This window comes from Acinetobacter sp. YH12249 (assembly GCF_013417475.1).
GTDB lineage: Bacteria > Pseudomonadota > Gammaproteobacteria > Pseudomonadales > Moraxellaceae > Acinetobacter.
Genome location: NZ_VPDX01000006.1, coordinates 1 through 23,445 on the forward strand (window position 1 = coordinate 1; position 23,445 = coordinate 23,445).

The following is a 23,445-nucleotide window of genomic DNA, read 5'->3' on the forward strand; positions in this document are numbered from 1 at the left end:
ACTGAGGATCAGAAAGCTTGTTTGAATCGATGTATTTCATCCGCAGATTATGCACGAATGCTAAGAAATCCGGAGTGCAAATATTAACCAAAAAGAAGATCGTTTTTTGATTTATGAAAGAGATCTATTGTCGATTTACTCAAAGTGATGGGGTTTCAGGCACAACAGAAGAAAAAAGAAATTCAGTCCACATGTTCCACTAAATTATCTTTAGAGCACATTCATCCAGAAAAAGCTGAATTCAAGCTGCTTTTCGCTGCGGTTAAACTATTAGTAAAAAATCAGCCCAAACAATTTAACTCTCGAAACAATGCCTTAAAGTCCTGGCTAAAAGGAACTTCTGCCACTATCAAGCAGGTCATTGGCCAGTTAAAAAATTATCAGCTGATTCAGATTCAGGATCAAAAAGTAAGTTATGAGCTAAATCGGATGCACGAACTGTTAAAACTGGAAGTACTCAAACAATCGAAACCCATAGCGATTACTTTACCGAGTATTGCTGATATTCAGTTAAAGCCTCATTTACAGCGGGTCAAAATCTATAGTGATTATCTGGCGAAGAGTGAAAGTAGCCGTCCGGCCAAAACTGCAAGTTTATTAAATTCAGTACGCTCAATCTTAGGCTTAGAGCACCAGCAAGCAGCGCAAGATTTCATTCAGGTTTTAAAGAAGCAGGATATTCTCAAACAGGACAATAGCAAGCTGATTTATAACGGCCAGCTCATACAGGCTTGGGCTAATCTGGATGAGTCCTGCCTGATTCCAATGGCGATCCAACCGCATATCATCAATCAGCCAAACACTGAAATCTTATCTTAAAACAAAGACGTAAAAGTAATAAGTACAGAGAATAAAATAGTATTTCGCAAGCGGTGCTTGCCTTTTATAGCGGGCTTATGCAAATCTAATATAAGAACATAAAGGTTGAACTATGGAAAATACCGGAATCTGGGTGGCAGTTGTCATCATCGTTTTCGTACTGGGGTCTATTTTTGGTCTGCGTGTGAGTCCTAGAGAAAAGGCATTAGGACTCATGCGTGATAAAGCCCGCAAGATGGGCTTACATCCACGTCTGGTGGTTGCGCCGGACTGGACCAATATTCCCAAGGCGACTGAAAGTCGTGCCAGTATGGTGGCCTATTACAGTGTGCTGCTTCCAGATGCCCGTTTACCGCTGATGCGTGCCCGCGTGGTTGATAACAAACTTGAACTGGTGCATGGGGATGACAAATTTAAAGATTTTCCCATTGCATTAAAGGGCATTTATGCTATTGATATGCAGGCAAACTGTGTAGGACTCTATTGGGATGAAGAATCTGATCTTAGAGCCACACAACTTGATGACATCAAGGCACTATTACATTCTTTGGCTGAACTTTAATTTTAGAAATAAACAGGATTAAACGGTTAATATGGCGAACGCTCCTCGGTCCACATCAAAAAGCAGCACGGCGAAGTCTTCCGACGCTGGAAGTAAACGTGCCTTGGTGATTGTGGAGTCGCCTGCAAAAGCGAAAACAATCAACAAGTATCTCGGTTCAAACTACATCGTGAAATCCTCGGTGGGTCATGTGCGTGACTTGCCGACGGGCGGCTCTGCGAAAACTGCAGAGAAAAAACCGGTGACCCGAACCAAGCTGACTGAAGCAGAAAAAGCGGAAAAATCACAGCAGGCGTTGATTAACCGGATGGGTGTCGATCCAGAACATGACTGGAAAGCCAAATATGAAGTCCTTCCGGGCAAGGAAGGCGTAGTCGCTGAACTGAAAAAACTGGCATCGCAAGTCGATGAAGTGTATCTCGCAACGGATTTGGACCGTGAAGGGGAAGCGATTGCCTGGCATTTAAAAGAAGTGATCGGCGGCGATGATTCACGCTATCAACGTGTGGTCTTTAACGAAATTACCAAAAATGCCATTCAGGAAGCGTTTAAACAGCCCTCACGTCTAGATACCAATAAGGTCAATGCCCAGCAGGCACGCCGTTTCCTGGATCGTGTCGTCGGCTTCATGATTTCGCCACTGCTATGGGAAAAAATTGCCCGTGGTCTGTCTGCGGGGCGTGTACAGTCTGTCGCTGTAAAGCTGGTCGTGGAACGCGAACGTGAAATTCGTAAGTTCATTCCTGAAGAATACTGGCAGGTTTTTGCAGATACCAAATCCAAGAAAGATGATATTCGTCTGGAAGCGGTCAAGCAAAATGGCAAGACTTTAAAGCTGCATAATAAAGCTGAAACAGATGCTTTACTGAATCTGATTAAAGACGCTGAATATAAAGTTATTAGCCGTGAAGATAAGCCGACCAAGGTGAATCCAAGTGCGCCGTATATCACGTCTACCTTGCAACAGGCCGCAAGTACCCGTCTAGGTTTCTCGGTAAAGAAAACCATGATGCTGGCACAGCGCCTATATGAAGCTGGTTTCATTACCTATATGCGTACTGACTCCACCTTCCTGAGTGATGATGCAGTCAATATGGTGCGTGGTCATATCGAGTCTGAATATGGCGAGAAATATCTGCCAGCCAAGCCGAACCGTTATGGTAATAAAGCTGGTGCGCAGGAAGCCCATGAGGCCATTCGTCCATCCAATGTGGCATTGAAAGGCGATAGTCTGGCTGGAGTGGAACGTGATGCACAGCGTCTGTATGACCTGATCTGGCGTCAATTTGTAGCTTGTCAGATGACACCAGCAGAATATTTATCATCGACTATTTTAGTGGATGCGAATGGTGTTGAACTGAAAGCCAAAGGTCGTACTCTGGTATTTGATGGTTTCACCAAAGTTCGTGGCCAGAACAAATCTGATGATGATGTACTGTTGCCTGCTGTGAAAGTTGGTGAAGTGCTGAAGCTGGAAAAACTAGATCCATCTCAACATTTTACCAAACCACCGGCACGTTTTACTGAAGCATCATTGGTAAAAGAGCTTGAGAAAAAAGGTATTGGTCGTCCTTCGACTTATGCTGCCATTATCTCGACCATTCAGGATCGTGGTTACGTAAAACTGGAGAACCGTCGTCTCTTTGCTGAGAAGATGGGTGAGATCGTCACCGACCGTCTGGACGAAAGTTTCAACAACCTGATGAATTATGACTTTACTGCAGACCTTGAAGGTCAGCTGGATAAAGTGGCAGATGGTGAACGCAACTGGAAAGATCTGTTAGATAGCTTCTATGGTGACTTCAAAAAACGTCTGACCAATGCTCAGGGTGAAAACGGCATGCGCCGCAATCAGCCTGTAGAAGTTGAAGCTGTACACTGTAAAGAATGTGACCGTCCGATGCAGATCCGTACCGGAACAACGGGTGTATTCCTGGGCTGTTCGGGTTATAACTTGCCACCGAAAGAACGTTGTAAAGGTACATTGAACCTGACTCCGGTTGAATCTCTGGCAGCACTGTCTGATGATGATGCAGCAGAAACTGCTGACCTGATGTCGAAAAAACGTTGTCCAGTCTGTGGCACTGCAATGGACAGCTATGTGATTGATGGCGGCCGTAAACTGCATATCTGTGGTAATAACCCGGACTGTACAGGTTATGAGCTGGAAGAAGGCGAATTCAAGATTAAGGGTTATGATGGCCCAACCATTCCATGTGATAAATGTGATGGTGAAATGCAGCTGAAAACTGGCCGTTTTGGTCCATATTTTGCCTGTACCAGCTGTGAGAATACCCGTAAAGTCTTGAAGAATGGTCAACCTGCGCCTCCGCGTGTTGATCCGATCAAGATGGAACACTTACGTTCAACCAAGCATGATGATTTCTTTGTTCTGCGTGATGGTGCCGCCGGTCTGTTCCTGGCCGCGAGCAAGTTCCCGAAAGTCCGTGAAACTCGCGCACCGAAGGTTGCAGAACTGCGTACTGTAGCGGATCAGCTAGATCCAAAATATCAGTTTATTTTGCAGGCACCAGATGTGGATCCTGAAGGAAATCCAACCTTGGTGAAATTCAGCCGTAAGAACCAGTCTCAATATATTGGTTCGGAAACCCCTGAAGGCAAGCAAACCAAATGGTCGCTGGTCTATCAGGATGGCAAATGGGTTGAGGCCTAAGCTATAAGACATCAAGAAAATGCTGACGAAAGTCGGCATTTTTTTATGACTAAGTATTTTTGATCAACACAGTTCTAGGATATTCTAGGCGTTAAATAATAAAAGATTAAAATAGGAATCATGCATGACTTGGCTAGATAAATTCCTGTTCTTAAGTATCGGATTAGGATCTATCCTCTATTTCATGCTTAAAAAGATTAATGAAATGGGTATTCCTATGGACCGGGGAATGCTGATGATTCTGGTGATTATTATGTCACTGGTTAGTTTGAGCTGTGTTTTATATCTGCGCTCTGAAGATCAAAAAACGAAACAAAAATAAAATTTAAATTAACTCTCTATTGGCGTGTTCATATGTGGAAAAAGATCCGAATCCTGATTTTATTGATGATTTTGTTTGTGGTGGCAGTAAATGCTTATCGAGATCAGAATCAGGACTGGAACAAACCAATCTTTGTTCTGTTGCATCCGATCAATGCAGATGGATTGGCGACCACACAGCAATATATCCAGCAATTGTCTGCTCAGGATCTAAAAGGAACACAAGAATATCTGGAAAAAGCGGCCCAGCAGTACCGTGGACAGCCCACTTATTTTTATTTTAATCTGGGGCGTGAACTTAAAGAATTGCCGCCTAAAGTGCCGGAGCAGGCCTCCTTACTTGGCAATATTTTATGGAGTCTGAAATTCCGTTTCTATGCCTGGCAACAGCAGCAAGGTTCAGATCCTTCATCGAATGTTACTCTCTTTTTAAATTATTATGATCCTACACACACCCAGCAATTAAAACATTCAACGGCTCTGCAAAAAGGCCGAATCGGTTCAGTCAATCTATTTGCTTCAAGCAGACAGTCTGACCAGAATAAGATTGTCCTAGTGCATGAATTACTGCATGCCTTTGGCGCTTCAGATAAATATGATCTCGCCACAGGCCAGCCGATATACCCAGTGGGTTATGCCAATCCCAATCAGCAGCCTTTATTTCCCCAAACCAAAGCTGAGCTGATGGCAGGGCACATTCCGGTATCGCAAAGTACCAGTAAAATGCCGGAATCTTTAAATCAGACCCTGATTAATGAAATCACGGCGATTGAACTTGGCTGGAAAAAATAATTAACAAAGTGCTAAATAAACCGGCATAACTTACTATTTTTATAGATAAACTCAGTGAATTTCTAACAAATTTCTCCATGATTTAAGAGCATAATCAAAGTCATAGCCAATGACTTGAGAAGAATATGAAGACTGTTGGAAATGATCTTGTTCGGCATCAATTGCATGAAAACCGTAAATGGTATTTAGGCCTGGGTGCCTTATTAGTGTTATTTGGAATCGTACTGTTAACGTCGCTGCCTTTTGCCACCTTATCCATCGTATTCCTGTTTGGTGTCCTGATGATGATAGGTGGAGTGGTTCATCTGATCGCCGGGATTAAAATCTTCGATGGGGCATTTCGCTGGCTCTGGCTGCTATTCGGTATTATCTATTTTATTGCGGGCTATTATGCCTTTAGCACGCCAGCGAAAACTGCGATTGTACTGACCAATCTGCTTGCGATTGCTTTGCTTGTGGCGGGAATAATTCGCATCTTCAATGCTTTTATCTTTAAAGCATTCCGTGGCTGGGGCTGGACTTTATTTTCCGGGATTTTAACTTTAGCTACAGGTATCCTGATTCTATTGTCACCGAATGCACCGTTCTGGGTTCTGGGCGCTTTTCTGGCAATCGATCTTTTGTTCCAAGGGATTAACTATTTGACTTTGGCTTCCTATATCAAACATCGTGTGCCAAAAAGCTCCGCAGATCTTTAAGTAAGATCAGTATAAAAAAGAGTGCGAATCAGCGCTCTTTTTTATTGGCATGTTCAGCTTTGCCTGTAAGATGGGTATGCACTTCAAATTAGTATAAAACCTATCACGCGGCCGATCATATTCATGAAAACCTTTGTTCTAGCGCCAGATTCTTTTAAGGAAAGTATGACTGCTGAGCAGGCCTGTCAGGCGATGCAGCGTGGTATTTTGCAGGTCTTTCCTGACGCAAATTGTATTACTGTACCCATGGCAGATGGTGGTGAGGGAACTGTAGATGCATTAATCTCAAGTCTAAAGGGTGAACGAGTAACGTGCCGAGTTACAGGGCCATTAGCCAGTCAGTCGATCGGAACTTATTTTGGATTGGTTAATGCAGGTCAGACCGTAGTGATTGAAATGGCCAAGGCCAATGGCATTCATCTGCTCGAAGCTACTCGGCGTAATCCCATGTTGACCTCGACTTATGGCACAGGGGAAATGATCAAACAGGCGCTAGATCTTGGCGTAAAGAAAATCATTATTGGGCTCGGTGGTAGTGTTACCAATGACGGTGGTGCCGGTATGGCTCAGGCTTTGGGAACCCGATTCTTAAATACTGCGGGAGAATCAATTCAGGTCTGTGGTGGTAATCTGGATCAGATTGATCAAATTGATTTTTCCCAACTCGATGCTCGTTTAAACAATACGGAAATCTTGATCGCTTCAGATGTGAATAATCCGCTCTGTGGGTCGAATGGTGCTTCAGCGATCTTTGGGCCGCAGAAAGGTGCAACATCGGAAATGGTGCAACAACTGGATCGAAATCTAAGTCATTTTGCTGATCTGGTTGAAGCAGGTTTAGGTATTTCTAAAAGAAACATTCCAGGTGCTGGTGCAGCCGGTGGGTTAGGTTTTGGGCTGATGGCGTTTGCAGGAGCAAAGCTGCAATCCGGTGTAGCGTTAATTATGGAACAGAATAAACTGGCACAAAAAATTGCGAATGTAGATTATGTTTTCACTGGCGAGGGCAAGATTGATCATCAGACTGCTTTAGGAAAAACACCATTTGGTGTGGCTCAGGTCGCCCAGCAATTAAATAAACCGGTAATTGCGTTTGCAGGTTTGGTCGGTGAGGGGATTGAGTCACTGTATCAGGTTGGTTTTAGTCAGATTGTCGGGATTAATCCACCAGATTATTTATTGGAAGAAGCCTTAAAGAATGCAGAAATCAATCTGGAAAAAGCGGTTGTTCAAACTGTTCAAAATATTAAGGAACAGGGTGTTTGAGTAAGATGGTCATTGCCGCAAAAGCTTTATAAAAAGACAAATATAAACGCGTAAGCAGATTTTACTTTTCAGGGATGAGAAGCCTCAAAATATATTTTGAGTTTGTAAGGTAACAAAAATCCTTTGCTGGATTTAGGGTATATCCCTATACATCAATCCAGCGGAAGGCATCCATGCCGTCAACCCTATAGCTCATTAAGAATAAAAGTTCGCCCTGTTCCAGAGCAGCTCAAAGCTATAATAAGAGTGATCTGTTAAACTACACCTATCCACAAATTGATGAGTGACCATGAGTTTAGCCTCCCTGATAGATGAATTAAATCCGCAACAAAAGCAAGCTGCGACAACAGAAGCAAAGCACAGTTTGGTTTTGGCTGGGGCAGGCTGTGGCAAGACCAAAACTATCGTGGCACGTGCAGCTTATCTGATTGATCAAGGCGTACCAGCGAATCAAATTCAGATTCTGACCTTTACACGTCGTGCGGCGAGTGAAATCGTGGCACGGGTGGAACTGGCACTCGGTGAACAGGCCAAAGGCTTACGTGCATCAACGTTTCATACCTTCTGTATGTATCTGCTGCGCCGGATTCCAAAGGCTTTTGGACTGGAACAGTTTTCAATTATTGACCGTGATGATCAGCTGATGATGTTCCGCCTGATTCGTGGGCGTGATGACAAGAAAAATCCAAATTACTTGCCGAAGCCACAGGAACTCTGTGATTTATATTCCTTTGCGCGGAATACCCGGCAGAAACTGAGTCTGGCTTTGGAAAAGCAGATGCCAGAATATCTGGCACTCAAAGACCAGATTGCCGACATTATGAAGGAATATGAAGCGCGTAAGTGTGCGCGTAGCTTTCTGGATTATGATGATATCCTCGCTGTGGTGGCGACTGCTTTGGCACAGTCTGAAGGGCTAGTGGAATATGTGTCCTCAATTTGTCGGCATATGCTGGTGGATGAAATGCAGGATACTAATCCATTGCAATGGGCATTGCTGGAACCGCTAAAAGATCAGATCAGTCTGTTTTGTGTTGGCGATGATGCACAGTCGATTTATGGTTTCCGTGGTGCTGATTTTGAAAATATTCACCATTTCAAGGAACGGGTACCGGATGCAAAAATTTTTAAACTAGAAAAAAATTACCGCTCAACTCAGGAAATTCTGGATCTATCTAACTGGCTGCTGGATCAGTCTGAAATCAAATATGACAAGCGTCTGGATGCGCATCGCGGTGAAGGCATCAAGCCAAAGATGCATATTTTCCCGAATGAGTTTGATGAAGCGAAATGGATCGCGATTGATATAAAAGAGCGGCATTACTTGCAAGGCAGCAAATGGTCCGATCACATGGTGCTGGTACGTTCCAGTTATGCAGCGCGACATATTGAAGCAGCTTGTATCGCGGCCAATGTTCCGTATCGATTCATCGGCGGGATGAAACTGTTAGAAACTGCGCATGTGAAAGATCTGCTCAGCCTGTTGCGTGTGGTGGCGAATCCTCTGGATGATATTGCCTGGATGCGCTTTTTGACCTTATGGAATGGTGTGGGTGATGTCGGGGCGAGTAAGCTGTCTCAGCAGCTTTTAGCTGAGCCAGAGATGGATATCATTGCCGACAAGCTAAAAAAATTTGGCAAGATTCCACTGGAAACCATTCTGATTATGAAGCAAATGGCGGTACTCAAAACCGAAGTACAGGCCTGTGTTGGTCTGGCAGTCCAAGCCATTGAAGCACAATTGGCCGAGAACTATAAAAAAGACTGGAATCGCCGTCAGGGAGATTTTGAATTGGTAAAACAGCTGGCTTCCAAGCATGCTCAAGTGAGTGAGTTTCTGGAAGAGTATGTGCTCGATCCGGTCTCTATTTCCGAAATTGAACGCCAGTCGGATACGGATGTGGTGACCCTCATTACCATTCACTCGGCCAAGGGTACGGAACAGAAAGTCTGTTATGTAGCCAATGTCACTCCGGGACAATATCCGCATGCACGGGCGCAAGGGGATTTTGATGATGTCGAGGAAGAGCGGCGGGTATTGTATGTGGCGTTGACTCGTGCACAGAATGAACTGATTCTGACCAAGCAAAACCTGAATCACTGGGCGCGTGAAACGGTGGATGAGCAGGGGCGTAAAATTGAAAGCTATTTTCTCAATGATTTGACCCGGAATTTATGTATCACAGAAACCCATTACAAAACCCGTCAACAGACTGTGAAAAGTGCTTTAATTGAGCGCCAGTCGATTAATTTAGATTTTGGGATTGATCTCGATTAAACTATCTCTTCTGGGTTTGACGCAAAAAGTAGAGTAGGCACGTGCTTTTTGATTATTTTTGCCTATCTTCTTAAGGTTATCCGATGAAAATTTTAGTTCGTAACTTGGCGCGCACTGTAACAGAAGCTGAATTGCTGACCCTGTTTCAGCAATATGGTACTGTTGAGTCTTGTACGCTGGTCATGGATGCAGAAACAGGCAAGTCTAAAGGTTTTGCCTTTGTAGAAATGCCACATGGCCGTGAAGCTGTTAAAGCGATTAAAGGTTTAAATACACTGCGCCTGCATGGTCAGGGGATTCGTGTGAAGCAAGCTGAAGAAAAGCCACAGGCTTAAATAACAGCTGATAAAAAAGAGCATGTATGATGCTCTTTTTTTTGCCTTTAAAAAGGCCTAGATTTTTACTGAAGGGTTAATATCAGCAGTCTGAAGTATCAAGATCATGCAGAATAGATCGACAGCGTAGACAATCTTGCATTGCGTAATGCGAGCGGACGTTTTACTTTATAAGAGCCAAAATTTGTTTTAATGCTTAGGAAATCTCGATGACACGAGTTGCTCGCTATCATGCGGACCGTACCAATCAAAAACTTTATTTCGCCCGTATGGCCTGTCAGCAGGCTGAACAGACTGATCATGTGCAGCAGGCACAAGCTCATCGTGAAGCTGCCGTATTCCATCTGCATGGGGCGCTGCTGGCCTTTTTGCAGGAACTGGTACGCTATTACCGTCTGAATGACCTGAGCCCGACGCTGAAATCGATTGAAGAGCTTATGGCGGCTAAGGGGCAGGTATCACCTGAAGTGACCGTATTACAGCATTTATCCAAAGATGGTTTTCTTGCTGAACTGAAACGTGCTTACCGTCTCTGCCAATATGCGCCAGAGCCAAGTTCGCCACAACCCGAAGATGAAACTTCTTCAAATCTCATCATTAAAGTCACACAGACACCACAAGCCTGGTTACCTGATACTGCTATATTACGAGAATGGCATCGTGACCTGACGCAGCTTATTGATGGTTTTCGTAATGAGATGGTTGAATTTTAATCTGATCAGCTGTACTTGAAATTGCGATTATTAACCCTATATCAATTACTCTAATGATGCAAAGTGCAATCGCTCTTTGCCACCATGTTGAACATGGAGGATATATGTCTATAGAACAGTTGAAAGATTTATTTGGTAATCAAGACGCGATTTTGGAACTCGTTCAACTTGAAGGTGGCGCGTTGGCATTACGAAATGCGGGCTCAAAAAAACAGCCATTAGTCATGATTCAGTTTAATGACGAGGTGAAAGCCCTGTTGGGTGATCAAACGCCTGTGATTGCACAACACATGATTCAGGCTGCTTTATATGGTTTGCTGGAACAGCAGGTCAATGAATGGCAAGCTGAAGTTGTGGATGAAGAGCCCAAATATATGAGTTAAATTGCCTACCCTGGCGAGCAGGAAAGCACACTTGAAGTGTGCTTTTTTTGTGTTTATAAAATGAAAAAAATAGAGAATAAGAGAAAAAATTAAGTCTATTAAACAGAAAAGTAATCTGAAATTTTATGGTTTGCCGATGTGATAAATTCCAGTCCAATCAATAAAAAAGAAGTTGCCAATTTTGACAACTTCTTTAAGAAATCAGCCTGAATAATGCGTAGGCGGATGGTTATGCGCAATCTCGATCTGGTTCAAAATATGATTGCTCATATTTCTCGCCATCTCCTCTTTGGCATAGTACACCTCGCCAATATTATCACGGCGAATGACTTCAGCTTCTTCTTTGCTTTCTGCACACAGCAGGATCTGAATAGCAGGGTTTAGGGTCTTGGCAATATCCACGATTTTGTGGATATCGATAATATCCATCGGTGAGATCACCAGCAGACGTGCATGCTGAATATGAGCTTGAATCAGCACACCAGGTTCGGTTGCGACACCAGAAACTGCCGCAATGCCTTTTTTACGCAAGTTCTCTACGATCTCACGGTTTTCTTCGGCAATGACTACCTTAATATCTTGCTCCATTAGAGATAAAGTAATTCGACGACCGACTTCACCATGACCCACAATCACCACCTGATCACGCAGATAGTCCTGCGAGACCTCATCCGGTAGCATGGCAAGCGGATCACCACTACGCTCCAATAAGCGCGCCAGAGACGAACGTTCGCGGATCCATTTTTGTACCGGTTCTACTGCTGAGAAAATAAACGAGTTCAGGGTAATCGAAATCAGGGCACCCGCTAGAATCAGGTTTTGTCCATCGAGTGACAATAGATTTAGCGATACACCAAGTGCGGCCAGAATAAAAGAGAATTCACCGATTTGTGCCAGAGATGCACCGACGGTGAGTGCCGTATTGATTGGGTAGCGGAAGAACAGCACCAGTGCCATCGCTGCGATGGTTTTACCAATCATGATAATACCGAGCACCGCCAACACATGAAGTGGCTGATCCATCAGGATACGCGGATCAAACAGCATACCGACGGACACAAAGAACAGAATCGAGAAGATTTCACGCAGCGGTAAGGTTTCTTCTTCGGCACGGTGGCTGAAGTCAGACTCTTTCACTACCATCCCGGCAAAGAACGCACCGAGTGCCATGGATACGCCAAAGACCTTATAAGCCCCAAAGGCAATCGATACGGCTGCAGCTACGACGGTTAAGGTAAATAGCTCACGTGAGCCTAAACGTGCCACCACCTGCATGATCATTGGCACTAAACGTTTACCAATAATCAGCATGAAAGCAATAAAGCCGGCTACTTTGAGCAAGGTAATGCCTAAGGTGATCCAGACATTCTGATCGCTACTACTGCCTTCCAGAGCCTGACCACCGAGCAGTACTGCAGTTGCGGGTAATAATACCAGTGCCAGCACCATAACCAGATCTTCAACTAGAAGCCAGCCGACTGCAATTTTCCCGTTAATGGATTCGAGCAGGCCACGATCACCCAGGGCTTTGAGAAGTACAACAGTACTGGCACAAGACAGGCTTAAACCAAAGATCAAGGCAGAGCCAAAATTCCAGCCCCAGAGCATGGAGACCCCGACCCCGAGCAGTGTCGCGACTGCAATCTGCAAGACTGCACCCGGCAAGGCAATACGCCTGACCTGCATCAGGTCATTCAGAGAAAAGTGCATCCCGACACCAAACATCAGGAACATGACGCCAAGTTCGGCCAGCTGGTTCGCCAGATGCACATCTCCAACCACGCCTGGGGTGTTCGGGCTAATCAGAATCCCGGCAACCAGATAACCAATCAGTGGGGGAAGGCGTAGACGTGCAGCGATATAGCCAAAAACCAAGGCCAAGCCAAAACCGACAGCTAACAGGATAATGAGCTCTACGTCATGTGGCACTAAACACTCCTTTAAAATAAATTTTATGAAATTTCAGTTTTTTATGGGAAATAAGCACAGAAAATGCCAGAAGAAACAGAAAGTTTATCAAGCCGCATAAAAAAAATGCAAAAAAAAACGACCGGGAAGGTCGCTTTTTTCAAAAAACTAAAATTATTTGATTTTAGCTTCTTTGAAGATTACGTGTTGACGGATTTTTGGATCAAATTTTTTGATTTCCATTTTTTCCGGCATAGTACGTTTGTTCTTAGTAGTGGTATAGAAATAACCTGTACCAGCTGAAGAAACTAAGCGAATCTTATCACGCATTGTCCTGACTCCTTACTTAGATCTTTTGACCTTGAGCACGAAGGTCAGCAACAACCTTTTCAATGCCCAATTTGTCGATAATACGCATACCTTTAGTGGTTAAACGAAGACGTACAAAACGTTTTTCGCTTTCTAACCAGAAACGGTGGTGGTGCAGGTTCGGCTCGAACCGGCGCTTAGTTTTGTTGTTGGCGTGTGAGACGTTGTTACCAACGACTGGACGCTTGCCGGTAACTTGGCAAACCTTAGACATGGTGTAACTCCATTGATTTAGCCAACAGCAAATCTGTATGGCCAGTCAAAAATAAACGGATTGAATTCATTCAAGGGGCGTTTTATATCAAAAATGCGCTTAAAAGACAAGCGATTTTGTCTAAAACGAAGCATGAGCCCGTGTGATAGCTCATGCCTTGATCATTTATCGAAGAAGTGTCTTCGAAATCAGCTTATGGATCGGCTTATTAAACGGAGGCAGAATGTATTTCAAGCTATACAGCTTAGGATTCGACATTACAGACCGTTCATGCGACAAACTGAAGAAGCCTTCTGGCCCATGATATTTACCCATACCGGAAGCACCGACACCACCAAATGGCAGGTCATCCTGTGCGACATGGGTTAATACAGTGTTTTGCCCGAAATGCCCTGAATGGGTACGCTGTGCGACATAATCAGCACGCGCCTGATCAAAGTCGAAATAGTATAATGCAAGTGGACGCGGACGGCTATTAATAAAGTCGATAACGTCGTCAATTTGATCATATTCCATGATCGGCAGGAGCGGCCCAAAGATTTCATGCTGCATGATCTGCATGCTTGGCATAACATTGGTCACGATGGTCGGTGCAATTTTACGCAGGTCTGCTGGCGATTCATTACGTGGATTGATTTCAATAATCTGCGCGCCTTGCTCACGGGCATCATCCAGATAACCTTGCAAACGATTGTACTGCTTGTCATTGATAATCGAGGTGTAATCCTGATTATGGCTGATGTCCGGATACATGCTTTCGACACAGGCTTTAAAATGATCGATAAACTCGGCAGTTTTGCCACGCGGCAGGAACATATAATCCGGTGCCACGCAGGTTTGGCCCGCATTCCAGAGCTTGCCCACGGCAATACGCTGAGCTACATCACGCAGGTCAATGGATGGATGCACTAGTACAGGGGATTTGCCACCCAGTTCCAGAATCACAGGTACCAGATTTTCCGCAGCTGCTGCCATCACGGTTTTACCGACAGCCGTTGAGCCGGTAAAAATCATCTTGTCAAAAGCCAGTCGGCAGAAGGCATCAGATACCGTACCGCCACCATTCACCACGGCAACCAGTTCTTTAGGAAAGGCTTCAGCTAAGGCTTTTTCCAGTACCTTGCCAAAAGCAGCCGATGAACTGGAAATTTTGATCATGGCATGGTTGCCCGCAGCTAACGCACAGATCAGAGGACCAATGGATAATAATAAAGGGTAGTTCCACGGTGCGATGATGCCGATCACGCCTAGAGGTTGATACTGTACCCAGGCTTTTGCCGGCTGGTGAATAATACCGACATGACGCTTGGACGGTTTCATCCAGCCGGTCAGGTTTTTGCTGTAATATTTAATATGTTCAAGACAAGTCAGTAACTCGCCAATTTTGGTTTCCCCGATAGAGCGGTTACCATAGTCTTGATTAATTGCATCGGCAAATTGATCTTGATACTTAACTAAGATACGCTTAAGCCGAGCTAAACGATCGATACGTTCCTTTGCAGTCGGCAGTGGGTAGCGTAAGTAGGCGTATTTTTGTTGAGCCAGAATTTCATTGAGGTGCTGGCTATCAAGAAAATGTGGTGTCATTGAAGTTGTTTTTGTGTGACTGTTCATGCCGCACTACCATTATTCAAAATCGATTAATTAATTTTTAGAGCAAATACTCTAATTAGTCAAGTTACTTTGTGTGTTAGTCTACTAATGCATGAACTGAATGGTTATTTTAGGATGTCCCAAACCAAAACGTTAAAAACCAAAGAGCGTATCTTACAGCTCAGCTTGCAGTTGTTTAATGAACGTGGCGAACGATCTGTAACCACCAACCATATTGCTGCTGAACTCGGCATGAGTCCGGGTAATCTGTATTATCACTTCCGTAATAAAAATGAAATTATCAAGGAACTGATGGAGCAGTATCAGCATCAGACGCTGGAAATGCTGGCACTTCCGGAAGACCGTGCTCTGGATGCCAATGACAAGATTCATTATTTTCAGGTACTGAGCAGTCAGCTTTGGGCTTATCGTTTTCTGCACCGTGACGTATACCATCTGGTCGAAAATAACGAAGATTTCCGCAAGCTTTATCCGCGTTTTGCCGGACAGGTCATGCAGCAGGGACAAAAAATTTATAAAGCCTTCGTAAATGCCGGCCTGATGGAAATGACCGATTCAGAAATTGAAGCGCTGATTATTAACCTCTGGATCGTACTGACCAACTGGACCAACTTCCTGTATATGTCGGGACATATTACCGATTCCAACACTCTGGAAGAAAAATGGGTCTGGCAAGCACTGCGTCAGATGGTGTTCCTGGAAGGTGCTTATCTGCGTGGTGAAAGCCGTCAGACGTATGAAAGCTTACTTAACTCGTTCGGTTCCTCAGAGCTGTTTGCCAGTCTGTCGTCGCCTAAACCGCCTGAATCTGAACAAACTATTCAGAATATCTAAGAAACGCGTTAGAATACTCGGCTTATTTTTTTAATTTAACTAATTAGTGACCTTAACCAACATGAATATGACGACTGCTAATACCGCACGTTTATTGATTACTTGTGAAGACAAGCCAGGCATCGTGCAGGCTGTTTCAAGCTTCTTGTATCATCAGGGTGCCAACATTACGGCGCTTGATCAATACGCGACAGCAGCGCAGGGCGGACGTTACTTCATGCGTGTTGAGTTTGAACTGGACAATCTGCAAAGCCGTAAAGAAAGCCTGTTGCAGACTTTTGCTGCCAATGTTGCAGAGCGCTATGGCATGCACTGGCGTCTGGCACTGGTCAGTGATGTGAAAAAGGTCGGTATTCTGGTTTCTAAAGTCGACCATGCGTTGCTAGAGCTGTTATGGCGTCATGCACGCGGCGGTCTGCCATGTGAAATCACTAAAGTGGTATCTAACCACGAAACTCTACGTGAATCAGTAGAAAACTTTGGTATTCCGTTTGAAGTGGTTCCTGTGACCAAAGAGAACAAACGTGAAGCCTATGCACAGATTGATGAACTGATGCAGGGCAACGATCTGCTGGTATTAGCCCGTTATATGCAGATTCTCGATGAAGAGTTCGTAAGTAAATGGGAAATGAAAGTGATCAATATTCACCATTCATTCCTGCCAGCGTTCGTGGGTGCTAATCCTTACAAACAGGCTTATGACAAAGGTGTAAAACTGATCGGTGCAACTGCACACTATGTGACAGCTGATCTGGATCAGGGTCCAATCATCGAGCAGGATGTAGAGCGTGTGAACCATGACTTTACTGTTGAACAGCTGCGTGAATTGGGTCAGGATGTTGAACGTAATGTGCTGGCACGTGCAGTGAGATGGCATCTGGAAGACCGTGTGATTGTCGACGGCAATAAAACTGTCGTGTTCCAATAAGCGCTTGCATCTCGGTTTAAAAAAGGCATACTTTAAGTATGCCTTTTTTTGTTTGAAACAAAAATAATGGAGAAAAGTGGGATTAGTAGTTGCAAATGAAAACACTTCTCATTTATTATTGGCGTACTTTAATTGTGCTAACCGATGAGCTTGATAGTTTGTTTCGCATCATCTCTTCGAGGTAAATAGATTTAATGAGTCAAGTTGCTGCTCCCATGACACCACCACCGTCAAATCAGATGAAAAAGAAAGTCGTTTCTATTCTGGCTGCGGTTCTAGTTGGACACGTGGGTCTCTTATGGGCAGTCAGCCAGATGGAAGCACCTGAACTGAAACAGGTCGATAAAGAACCTTTAAAGGTTCGTTTCGTCAAACTTCAGGAAGCCCCAAAACCTTTACCACCGAAGCCAAAGCCGCCAGAGCCTAAACAAGAGCCACCAAAGCCGAAAGAAGTTAAAATTGTAGAAAAACCGCTGCCACCGCCACCCAAAAAAGTAGAAAAAATTGAGCAGGTGAAAAAAGCAGAAACGCCTAAACCTGTTACTGCACCGCCAGTTGAAGCCAAACCGGCACCAAGTCCAGTGGTTCCTGCGGTCGTGACTGAAACTAAAAAAATGGCACCTGCACCTGTGCCGGTTGCGCCACCCGCACCTGTCGCACCGCCGACTCCACCTGCACCGCCAGCACCGAAAAGTGTTGCAATTGGCGGCGGCGTATCTTGGCAGCGTGCACCAAAAGTGTCGCTCTCGGCAGGAGAGTTAAAATCAGCCTGTTCGCTAGTGGTGGATGTATCTGCAAATGAGCAGGGGAAAGTGGTCTCTGCGACCGCACGAAATTCGAGTTGTAGCCCGGCCGTTACGCGCAAAGTTGAATCAGCGGTACGTCGTGCACAACTGACCAAATATGTTGAAAATGGTGTGGCTTATCCAACCCGTGTGGAACAGCCTTTCGATTTTCAGATTACCAAATAACGGCTAACCCATTAGGAGTTCGAATATGAACTTTTCAGTTTATTGGCAACACGCTGATGCAGTCAGTAAAACACTGTATTTCGTGTTATTGGCAATGTCGATTGCGACATGGACCATTTTTGTGCTGCGTTTAATGGGCACTCGCCAACTTAAACAGATTGCCTATGCTCAATTATCTAAAGCATTAGGACAATTGAAAAATAAAATGACTCCTTTGGCATTTGAACAACGTAAAGCTGTAGCTGAGCAGGCTTTATTGCGTCAGATCGCATTAGAAAAAGGTAATGCGGAAAAAGGTGTATCTGTCTTGGGTACCATCGCTTCAATTTCACCCTTTGTCGGTCTGTTCGGTACAGTATGGGGGATCTTCCACGCACTGGTTGCCGTGGGTAAGAGTGGTCAGGCAGGTCTGGCACAAGTAGCCACTCCAGTGGGTGAAGCGCTGATCATGACCGGTCTGGGTCTGGCTGTGGCGATTCCTGCAGTACTTGCATATAACATCTGTGTACGTGTCAACCGTACTTTAAGCAATGAACTGCAAGACCATGCGCATAGCTTATTGATTGATACCATGTTGCAGCAGGACTCTTCTGCAAAGAAGGCTGATGCGAAAGTAACACAAGACAGTTTAGTTGGAGGTCAAGCTTAATGGCTTTTCAATTGGGTGAAGACAACGATACAGGCATGAATGAGATGAATCTCATTCCCCTGATCGACATTATGTTGGTATTGATGATCATCTTTCTGGTGACAGCGACCGTTGCGAACCCATCAATTCCATTAACCTTGCCGCAAACCACTGCAGAAATTATTGACCTGCCACCTGAAAATGTCACCATCAGCATCAATGCCAAAGGTGATGTAGCGTGGAATGGTGATGTACTGACCCTGGATCAACTTGAAACCCGTTTCAATGAGGCGAGCCAGGCACAGCGTCAACCGACCATCGTATTGAAAGCAGATAAAGAATCACGTTATGACACCGTTGCTCAAGTGATGTCACGCGCGAGTGGAGCCGGACTCAGCGATATTGCCTTTGCAACCGATAATTAATTTTTTGCTCTCAAATAAAAAAGCGACTGAGATCAGTCGCTTTTTTATTGCCTTAATTTAAGAGGGCATTCAATTCAGCAGAACCAGTTTAATGGGTTTTAAGCAGCGTCATAAACTTATGTTGTAATTTGTTCAGCTTGGGCGGAATCGCGAAATTACAGTAGCCCTGATTCGGATTCTTGGCAAAGAAATTCTGGTGATATTCTTCAGCAGGGTAGAAAGTCGGTGCAGGGCTAAGTTCAGTCACAATATTCAATCCTTCAGCTTTCAATGAGTCTATTGTGAGCTGTGCAGTTTCTTTCTGCTCATCATTAAAATAATAAATCACAGAACGATACTGCGTGCCGACATCATTGCCCTGACGGTTTAATGTCGTTGGATCATGGGTTGCGAAAAAGACTTCGAGCAACTGACTATACGTAATCTGATTTTCATCGAAATCGATCAGGATCACTTCGGCATGATTGGTATCACCGCCGCAGACTTGCTCATAGGTCGGATTAGGATTTTGTCCACCCGCATAGCCGCTGACGACCTTCTGTACGCCCTGAAGCTGTAAAAATACTGCTTCGGTACACCAAAAGCATCCACCACCAAATAGTGCTTGTTGCATGGTTAAGTCCTCATCATTGTAGAGTGCTGATTATTGAATGTTCATATGAGTATGAAAGATATAAAGCCTGCACGACACAGGTTTTTTGTAGTCAAAACTTAGTGAGGCTGTACTGCACTTTCTAACTGAATGAGTAAATTGCCATGACGGTCCATTAATTTCAGGGTTTTACCATAGACCTGATAATGAGTCACTTTGCTCAGTGTCTCCTTAAATTTCTGATCCAGACCTGCATTATCCAGACAAGCCATTTCGGTACTCGCCATCTGGCTTAAGTTAAGGGTGTCTTTGCCGGCAGTGTAGCTGCCCATTATACGGTTACAGCCATCTGCGCCAGACACGCGTTGAGTCGCTGCATCGAATTGCAGACTTGGAATATTGCGTGCTGTCGGTGCTGTAGTAATTTCGGTATTACCAATCTGGTTCACAATCCAGGTGCGATTTTGCAGGAGCTGTAAATTATTTTCAGTTTTGACTGATGAGGTACTCGGTACGGTTTCACAACCTGACATAGCAAAGACTGAACCTAAAATCATGATTGCTGTTAATTTTTTTAGCATGAGAGAGACTCTAATTCTGAGTTAGCTATTTGTATATAAACAAAAAAATGCAATATATGCCAGTTGATTTTGTATCTTTCTTTAAGTTGGATAGCTTAGAAAATTATCTGGAACTCGGCTCAGGTAGGCCTTGACGCAGGCGTTGTGAATACTCCTGACTGGAGATCTGACCGATATCTTTAACCCGTGGATTAACGTGTGCACGCTGATACCAGGTTTGTATATCCCAGCGCTGATCTAGCGCTTTTAAATCATATAGATAATCGGGTAAATATCCAGAAGCCAGCAGACGGTAATCTGAAGGAAGCTGTTGTTGAGATACTGCCTGAGCCATATCAAAGACCAGCGTCGTGCAGTTACTGCTCAAGGTGTTATACCATTTAGGTTCTTTGGCCAGTTCATCAGCCTTACGCAGATATTCTTTAAATAGGGCCTGAGCTTCTGCTTGCGGCATTTTGACCGGAAAAAAGTAAACCTGCTCACCACGAATATTGCTACGCGTATATACAATATCTTTCTCATCTGAGGCGACCAAACTCAGTTCATATTTTCGGAAGAAGCCACCAATAGCAGAAAATTTCTCATCCTTTTCTTTGCGAATTTCGATCGAGAAGGCGAGCGGTTTCTGATTGGCAAAATCAAAACTGACCAGCGTATGGGCAATTTTAGGTCCCATCCAGTAAGAGGTAATAATGTTTACCCCGGTAATGTCGTTTAGATCAAAACTCCGGCTTTCCCAGCGTTCGGTATATTGCCCCTCTGCTTGCCAGTCAAAATTACGGATATTGTGCAAGGTGACTTGATTGCCTTGCTGCTCATAGGAGAGCAGTCGGGAAACTTCAGGATTCCAGTCACGATCCTGACGAGGTTCTATGCTTAAATAAGCCAGTAAGCTGACCAGAAAGGCTAGCAGATAAAGCACTGTATCCACCTGGCGGGAAATCAGATGCTTGGTGAAATAAATGCCCAAGACCACACAGGCAAATAGAAGCCAGAGACCGATCAGAATGATGCTGCCAATTTTACCCAAGGGTTGTTGCACCCAGAGCATCAGGCTCAGCCAAAGACTTGAACACAGGACAAATACACTAAACAGACTCCCTAATAACCACAGGCTCCAATGCTTTTCTGAATGGTCTTGTCCTTGCATGTTCAATCTTTTATAGAAAATAGGCTTTATTTTCTGTATGTTGCGAACTCAAATGCAATACCGGTTTTGTCATCGATATGTTGTTCTGATGCAACTTTTTTGAACTGGGCCGGAATTTCCGGATAGTAGGCGTGACCTTGCACATCCAGTTCAACATGGGTCAGTTCCAGACAATCAGCGATCTCCAGAGTCTGTTTAAAGATTTCACCACCGCCAATAATAAAAATAGCATTCGGTTTTTCTGAAGCCTGCACATCGGCTACGGCTTGAGTCAGGGCATCTTCAATCGTATGCGCGACTTTGACGCCTTTAAAAGACCAGTCAGGATCACGGGTAATCACCCAGTTCACACGTTTAGGCAGCGCACGGCCCATTGATTCAAGCGTTTTACGGCCCATCACAATCACACCACCTTGAGTGATTTCCTTAAAGTGCTTGAGATCTGCTGAGATATGCCAAGGCAAGTCATTGTCCTTACCAATACAGCGCTGCTGATCCATTGCCACGACATGAACGACTTCTAAATCCTGAAATGCCATACCCATACTCAAAAACAGATAAAAATTATTGCTATTAAAATGCAAAATCCCACTTTAAGCAAAGTGGGATTTGAATATTTTCCGAGGTTTAACCGAAATTAAACTGCAACGGGTGCCTTGATTCCTGGATGCGATTCATAACCGACAATTTCAATATCTTCAAATTTAAAATCAAACAGGTCTTTAACTTCAGGATTCAGTTTTAACTGGCACAGGCCTAAAGGCTCACGACTGAGTTGAAGTTTAGCCTGTTCAAAATGATTGGCATATAAATGCGTATCACCACCCGTCCAGACAAAATCACCTACATCCAGATCACATACTTGCGCAATCATATGAGTCAATAGAGCATAGCTGGCAATATTAAATGGAACGCCAAGAAAAACGTCAGCACTACGTTGATAAAGCTGGCAAGACAATTTGCCATTATGTACAAAGAACTGGAACAAGGTATGGCAAGGCGGTAAAGCCACCTGACTCGCTTCATTCGGATTCCAGCCCGATACAATCAGACGGCGTGAATTCGGATTAGTCTTGATCTCATTGATCAGCCATTTGATCTGGTCAAAACCATCCTGATTATAGCTGCCATCCGCATTTTGAGTGGCACCAAAATTACGCCATTGATGGCCGTAGACTGGACCGAGTTCACCTTCTGGACGACCAAAACGCGCGGTCTGTTCCGCAGTTGCCCATTCATCCCAGATGGTCACTTTGTTGTCCTGAAGATACTTTACATGGGTATCGCCTTTCAGGAACCACAGCAGTTCAATCACGATCGAACGGAAATGAACTTTTTTAGTAGTAAGTAAAGGGAAGCCCTTGGAAAGATCAAAGCGCATCTGATGACCAAATACCGAGCGTGTACCTGTGCCGGTACGGTCGCCTTTATCGCCGCCGTTGTCGAGGATATGTTGTAAAAGGTCAAGATATTGGCGCATAGGTCTCTCTTAAAATCTGTTGAAAATTGCTTTTCTTTGAATTGGGCAATTTAAAATTGCGCTCATCATAACATTTTTTTGAGCACTTCCGCATAGCAGTGAAAAGGATTAAACACGAGAGAAAAGGGCATAAAAAAGCACCCATGATGGATGCTTTTTTATCATCTTTTTTTAAGCTGTTGGCTTACCGGTATGTACTGTATGGATCAGATCGGACAGGTCATAACCCAGAGATTCAGCATAAGCTAGATATTCTTGTTTGGTTGCTTCATCCAATGTCGGCTTACGATGCAGGAGCCATAGATATTTCATATTGGGCTCACCGACCAATGCAGTTTCATACTTGTCATCCAGTTTGAGAATCCAGTAATCCCCTTTGGTAAAAGGTACCCAGCGCAAACCTTCAGGCAAGAAACTGACTTCCAGTTTCCCATGCTCAGCATCCACAATGGTGGCTTCCCCAATAGATTCATCCAGTTTGCCCGCACCATCCAGACAACGGTTCTGAACGCGGACTGTGCCATTTTCATTCAGGCTATAGACTGCGGAAATATCAGTACTGTCTTCAGGTTGGTGTTTCATGGGCAGACGGGCAATTTCGTACCAGATCCCTAAATATTGTTCTAAATTGAAATTTGAAATAGTCTTTACATCATGACTCATATTTTTTCTTCCTCATCATCTCAATTTAAATTTACTAAATCAGTCTAATACGAGAGTTGCTAGCCAGAATGATGTAATCCTGTAGTGAAATGTTGACTTTATTATCGTGGGTAAAATTACAGATTTAGTCATAAAGGCATTCAAATATTGATTTAGAAATAGTCTGAGCAGGATCGGTAATAAATTTGAAAAGTGGTGAATTTATAACTTTTTTGTGAAAATTGTAAATTTTATAAATATAAAAGAA

The 23,445-nt window shown here is 44.1% G+C and carries 26 protein-coding genes; 16 read left to right on the forward strand and 10 right to left on the reverse strand.

Annotation, left to right across the window (positions count from 1 at the left end; genetic code table 11):
* The first annotated feature begins 144 nt into the window (after nt 1-144).
* The 11 genes from FTV25_RS04820 (at nt 145) to FTV25_RS04870 (ending at nt 10,841) form a co-directional block, all read left to right on the forward strand.
* Complete coding sequence (locus FTV25_RS04820; RefSeq protein WP_180002400.1) at nt 145-819, forward strand: hypothetical protein; 675 nt, start codon at nt 145-147, stop codon at nt 817-819.
* Nucleotides 820-931: 112 nt separating this feature from the next.
* Nucleotides 932-1,381 carry an ammonium transporter gene (locus tag FTV25_RS04825; protein ID WP_004781877.1) on the forward strand — a complete coding sequence of 150 codons (450 nt, stop codon included), beginning with the start codon at nt 932-934 and terminating at the stop codon, nt 1,379-1,381.
* Between the two features lie 31 nt (nt 1,382-1,412).
* Nucleotides 1,413-4,055 (forward strand): type I DNA topoisomerase, encoded by a 2,643-nt coding sequence (gene topA / locus FTV25_RS04830; protein ID WP_005232311.1) that lies wholly within the window; start codon nt 1,413-1,415, stop codon nt 4,053-4,055.
* Nucleotides 4,056-4,179: 124 nt separating this feature from the next.
* Entirely contained in the window at nt 4,180-4,377 is a 198-nt protein-coding gene (locus tag FTV25_RS04835) for a hypothetical protein (RefSeq protein WP_004781881.1), read from the forward strand.
* A 32-nt stretch (nt 4,378-4,409) separates the two neighbouring features.
* The gene (locus FTV25_RS04840; protein WP_180002399.1) at nt 4,410-5,168 is read left to right on the forward strand and encodes a hypothetical protein; all 759 of its coding nucleotides are present in this window, start codon (nt 4,410-4,412) and stop codon (nt 5,166-5,168) included.
* Nucleotides 5,169-5,293: 125 nt separating this feature from the next.
* Nucleotides 5,294-5,866: an HdeD family acid-resistance protein gene (locus FTV25_RS04845; RefSeq protein WP_180002398.1), complete on the forward strand. Its 573-nt coding sequence runs from the start codon at nt 5,294-5,296 to the stop codon at nt 5,864-5,866.
* Between the two features lie 123 nt (nt 5,867-5,989).
* The gene (locus FTV25_RS04850) at nt 5,990-7,132 is read left to right on the forward strand and encodes a glycerate kinase (protein WP_180002397.1); all 1,143 of its coding nucleotides are present in this window, start codon (nt 5,990-5,992) and stop codon (nt 7,130-7,132) included.
* A 289-nt stretch (nt 7,133-7,421) separates the two neighbouring features.
* Nucleotides 7,422-9,410, forward strand: coding sequence for an ATP-dependent helicase (locus FTV25_RS04855; RefSeq protein ID WP_180002396.1), 1,989 nt, complete (start codon nt 7,422-7,424; stop codon nt 9,408-9,410).
* Nucleotides 9,411-9,493: 83 nt separating this feature from the next.
* Nucleotides 9,494-9,745 carry an RNA-binding protein gene (locus tag FTV25_RS04860; RefSeq protein ID WP_004781890.1) on the forward strand — a complete coding sequence of 84 codons (252 nt, stop codon included), beginning with the start codon at nt 9,494-9,496 and terminating at the stop codon, nt 9,743-9,745.
* 209 nt (nt 9,746-9,954) lie between these two features.
* The gene (locus tag FTV25_RS04865) at nt 9,955-10,458 is read left to right on the forward strand and encodes a DUF6586 family protein (RefSeq protein WP_159123620.1); all 504 of its coding nucleotides are present in this window, start codon (nt 9,955-9,957) and stop codon (nt 10,456-10,458) included.
* A gap of 104 nt (nt 10,459-10,562) precedes the next feature.
* Nucleotides 10,563-10,841, forward strand: a complete 279-nt coding sequence (locus tag FTV25_RS04870) for a hypothetical protein (RefSeq protein WP_004781893.1) — start codon at nt 10,563-10,565, stop codon at nt 10,839-10,841.
* Nucleotides 10,842-11,042: 201 nt separating this feature from the next.
* Here the strand turns inward: FTV25_RS04870 and FTV25_RS04875 are convergent, their stop codons facing one another.
* The 4 genes from FTV25_RS04875 to FTV25_RS04890 all read right to left on the reverse strand — a co-directional run bounded on the left by FTV25_RS04875 (nt 11,043) and on the right by FTV25_RS04890 (nt 14,946).
* Nucleotides 11,043-12,770 carry a cation:proton antiporter gene (locus FTV25_RS04875; RefSeq protein ID WP_159123619.1) on the reverse strand — a complete coding sequence of 576 codons (1,728 nt, stop codon included), beginning with the start codon at nt 12,768-12,770 and terminating at the stop codon, nt 11,043-11,045.
* Nucleotides 12,771-12,923: 153 nt separating this feature from the next.
* Nucleotides 12,924-13,079 carry a 50S ribosomal protein L33 gene (gene rpmG, locus FTV25_RS04880; RefSeq protein WP_001205031.1) on the reverse strand — a complete coding sequence of 52 codons (156 nt, stop codon included), beginning with the start codon at nt 13,077-13,079 and terminating at the stop codon, nt 12,924-12,926.
* Nucleotides 13,080-13,095: 16 nt separating this feature from the next.
* Nucleotides 13,096-13,332, reverse strand: a complete 237-nt coding sequence (gene rpmB, locus FTV25_RS04885; protein ID WP_000048256.1) for a 50S ribosomal protein L28 — start codon at nt 13,330-13,332, stop codon at nt 13,096-13,098.
* Between the two features lie 165 nt (nt 13,333-13,497).
* A complete protein-coding gene (locus FTV25_RS04890) occupies nt 13,498-14,946 on the reverse strand; it encodes a coniferyl aldehyde dehydrogenase (protein WP_004781896.1) in 1,449 nt (482 codons plus the stop codon).
* A 114-nt stretch (nt 14,947-15,060) separates the two neighbouring features.
* On the opposite strand from FTV25_RS04890, the gene FTV25_RS04895 reads away from it, so the two are divergent.
* From FTV25_RS04895 to FTV25_RS04915, 5 genes are all read left to right on the forward strand, one after another.
* Entirely contained in the window at nt 15,061-15,780 is a 720-nt protein-coding gene (locus tag FTV25_RS04895; RefSeq protein ID WP_034580311.1) for a TetR/AcrR family transcriptional regulator, read from the forward strand.
* A 61-nt stretch (nt 15,781-15,841) separates the two neighbouring features.
* Nucleotides 15,842-16,708, forward strand: a complete 867-nt coding sequence (gene purU, locus FTV25_RS04900; RefSeq protein ID WP_005232297.1) for a formyltetrahydrofolate deformylase — start codon at nt 15,842-15,844, stop codon at nt 16,706-16,708.
* A 194-nt stretch (nt 16,709-16,902) separates the two neighbouring features.
* A complete protein-coding gene (locus FTV25_RS04905) occupies nt 16,903-17,679 on the forward strand; it encodes a hypothetical protein (protein WP_004781901.1) in 777 nt (258 codons plus the stop codon).
* Nucleotides 17,680-17,704: 25 nt separating this feature from the next.
* On the forward strand, nt 17,705-18,328 hold the full coding sequence (locus FTV25_RS04910; protein WP_034702346.1) for a MotA/TolQ/ExbB proton channel family protein: 624 nt from the start codon (nt 17,705-17,707) through the stop codon (nt 18,326-18,328).
* Nucleotides 18,328-18,732, forward strand: coding sequence for a biopolymer transporter ExbD (locus FTV25_RS04915; protein ID WP_004781905.1), 405 nt, complete (start codon nt 18,328-18,330; stop codon nt 18,730-18,732). The genes FTV25_RS04910 and FTV25_RS04915 overlap by 1 nt, the downstream gene beginning before the upstream one ends.
* 88 nt (nt 18,733-18,820) lie before the next feature.
* Here FTV25_RS04915 and msrA read toward each other — a convergent pair whose 3' ends face one another.
* The 6 genes from msrA to FTV25_RS04945 form a co-directional block, all read right to left on the reverse strand.
* Nucleotides 18,821-19,345 (reverse strand): peptide-methionine (S)-S-oxide reductase MsrA, encoded by a 525-nt coding sequence (gene msrA, locus FTV25_RS04920; RefSeq protein ID WP_004781907.1) that lies wholly within the window; start codon nt 19,343-19,345, stop codon nt 18,821-18,823.
* A gap of 98 nt (nt 19,346-19,443) precedes the next feature.
* A complete protein-coding gene (locus tag FTV25_RS04925) occupies nt 19,444-19,905 on the reverse strand; it encodes an META domain-containing protein (protein ID WP_180002395.1) in 462 nt (153 codons plus the stop codon).
* A 103-nt stretch (nt 19,906-20,008) separates the two neighbouring features.
* Nucleotides 20,009-21,055, reverse strand: coding sequence for a DUF4105 domain-containing protein (locus tag FTV25_RS04930; RefSeq protein ID WP_166136267.1), 1,047 nt, complete (start codon nt 21,053-21,055; stop codon nt 20,009-20,011).
* Between the two features lie 26 nt (nt 21,056-21,081).
* Entirely contained in the window at nt 21,082-21,594 is a 513-nt protein-coding gene (dfrA40, locus tag FTV25_RS04935) for a trimethoprim-resistant dihydrofolate reductase DfrA40 (RefSeq protein WP_180002394.1), read from the reverse strand.
* Between the two features lie 98 nt (nt 21,595-21,692).
* Nucleotides 21,693-22,535, reverse strand: a complete 843-nt coding sequence (gene thyA / locus FTV25_RS04940; protein WP_034169878.1) for a thymidylate synthase — start codon at nt 22,533-22,535, stop codon at nt 21,693-21,695.
* 171 nt (nt 22,536-22,706) lie between these two features.
* Nucleotides 22,707-23,198 (reverse strand): lipocalin family protein, encoded by a 492-nt coding sequence (locus tag FTV25_RS04945; RefSeq protein WP_180002393.1) that lies wholly within the window; start codon nt 23,196-23,198, stop codon nt 22,707-22,709.
* Nucleotides 23,199-23,445: the final 247 nt, after the last annotated feature.

What these genes read in the sequence shown, in the direction of transcription:
- FTV25_RS04850 (WP_180002397.1), top strand. Translation starts at nt 5,990, where the DNA reads ATGAAAACCTTTGTTCTAGCGCCAGATTCTTTTAAGGAAAGTATGACT.
- FTV25_RS04895 (WP_034580311.1), top strand. Translation starts at nt 15,061, where the DNA reads ATGTCCCAAACCAAAACGTTAAAAACCAAAGAGCGTATCTTACAGCTC.
- dfrA40 (WP_180002394.1), bottom strand. Translation starts at nt 21,594, where the DNA reads ATGGCATTTCAGGATTTAGAAGTCGTTCATGTCGTGGCAATGGATCAG.
- FTV25_RS04865 (WP_159123620.1), top strand. Translation starts at nt 9,955, where the DNA reads ATGACACGAGTTGCTCGCTATCATGCGGACCGTACCAATCAAAAACTT.
- FTV25_RS04825 (WP_004781877.1), top strand. Translation starts at nt 932, where the DNA reads ATGGAAAATACCGGAATCTGGGTGGCAGTTGTCATCATCGTTTTCGTA.
- msrA (WP_004781907.1), bottom strand. Translation starts at nt 19,345, where the DNA reads ATGCAACAAGCACTATTTGGTGGTGGATGCTTTTGGTGTACCGAAGCA.
- FTV25_RS04925 (WP_180002395.1), bottom strand. Translation starts at nt 19,905, where the DNA reads ATGCTAAAAAAATTAACAGCAATCATGATTTTAGGTTCAGTCTTTGCT.
- FTV25_RS04910 (WP_034702346.1), top strand. Translation starts at nt 17,705, where the DNA reads ATGAACTTTTCAGTTTATTGGCAACACGCTGATGCAGTCAGTAAAACA.
- FTV25_RS04860 (WP_004781890.1), top strand. Translation starts at nt 9,494, where the DNA reads ATGAAAATTTTAGTTCGTAACTTGGCGCGCACTGTAACAGAAGCTGAA.
- FTV25_RS04890 (WP_004781896.1), bottom strand. Translation starts at nt 14,946, where the DNA reads ATGAACAGTCACACAAAAACAACTTCAATGACACCACATTTTCTTGAT.
- FTV25_RS04945 (WP_180002393.1), bottom strand. Translation starts at nt 23,198, where the DNA reads ATGAGTCATGATGTAAAGACTATTTCAAATTTCAATTTAGAACAATAT.
- FTV25_RS04855 (WP_180002396.1), top strand. Translation starts at nt 7,422, where the DNA reads ATGAGTTTAGCCTCCCTGATAGATGAATTAAATCCGCAACAAAAGCAA.
- topA (WP_005232311.1), top strand. Translation starts at nt 1,413, where the DNA reads ATGGCGAACGCTCCTCGGTCCACATCAAAAAGCAGCACGGCGAAGTCT.
- FTV25_RS04905 (WP_004781901.1), top strand. Translation starts at nt 16,903, where the DNA reads ATGAGTCAAGTTGCTGCTCCCATGACACCACCACCGTCAAATCAGATG.
- rpmG (WP_001205031.1), bottom strand. Translation starts at nt 13,079, where the DNA reads ATGCGTGATAAGATTCGCTTAGTTTCTTCAGCTGGTACAGGTTATTTC.
- FTV25_RS04870 (WP_004781893.1), top strand. Translation starts at nt 10,563, where the DNA reads ATGTCTATAGAACAGTTGAAAGATTTATTTGGTAATCAAGACGCGATT.
- FTV25_RS04845 (WP_180002398.1), top strand. Translation starts at nt 5,294, where the DNA reads ATGAAGACTGTTGGAAATGATCTTGTTCGGCATCAATTGCATGAAAAC.
- FTV25_RS04915 (WP_004781905.1), top strand. Translation starts at nt 18,328, where the DNA reads ATGGCTTTTCAATTGGGTGAAGACAACGATACAGGCATGAATGAGATG.
- purU (WP_005232297.1), top strand. Translation starts at nt 15,842, where the DNA reads ATGAATATGACGACTGCTAATACCGCACGTTTATTGATTACTTGTGAA.
- rpmB (WP_000048256.1), bottom strand. Translation starts at nt 13,332, where the DNA reads ATGTCTAAGGTTTGCCAAGTTACCGGCAAGCGTCCAGTCGTTGGTAAC.
- thyA (WP_034169878.1), bottom strand. Translation starts at nt 22,535, where the DNA reads ATGCGCCAATATCTTGACCTTTTACAACATATCCTCGACAACGGCGGC.
- FTV25_RS04835 (WP_004781881.1), top strand. Translation starts at nt 4,180, where the DNA reads ATGACTTGGCTAGATAAATTCCTGTTCTTAAGTATCGGATTAGGATCT.
- FTV25_RS04930 (WP_166136267.1), bottom strand. Translation starts at nt 21,055, where the DNA reads ATGCAAGGACAAGACCATTCAGAAAAGCATTGGAGCCTGTGGTTATTA.
- FTV25_RS04840 (WP_180002399.1), top strand. Translation starts at nt 4,410, where the DNA reads ATGTGGAAAAAGATCCGAATCCTGATTTTATTGATGATTTTGTTTGTG.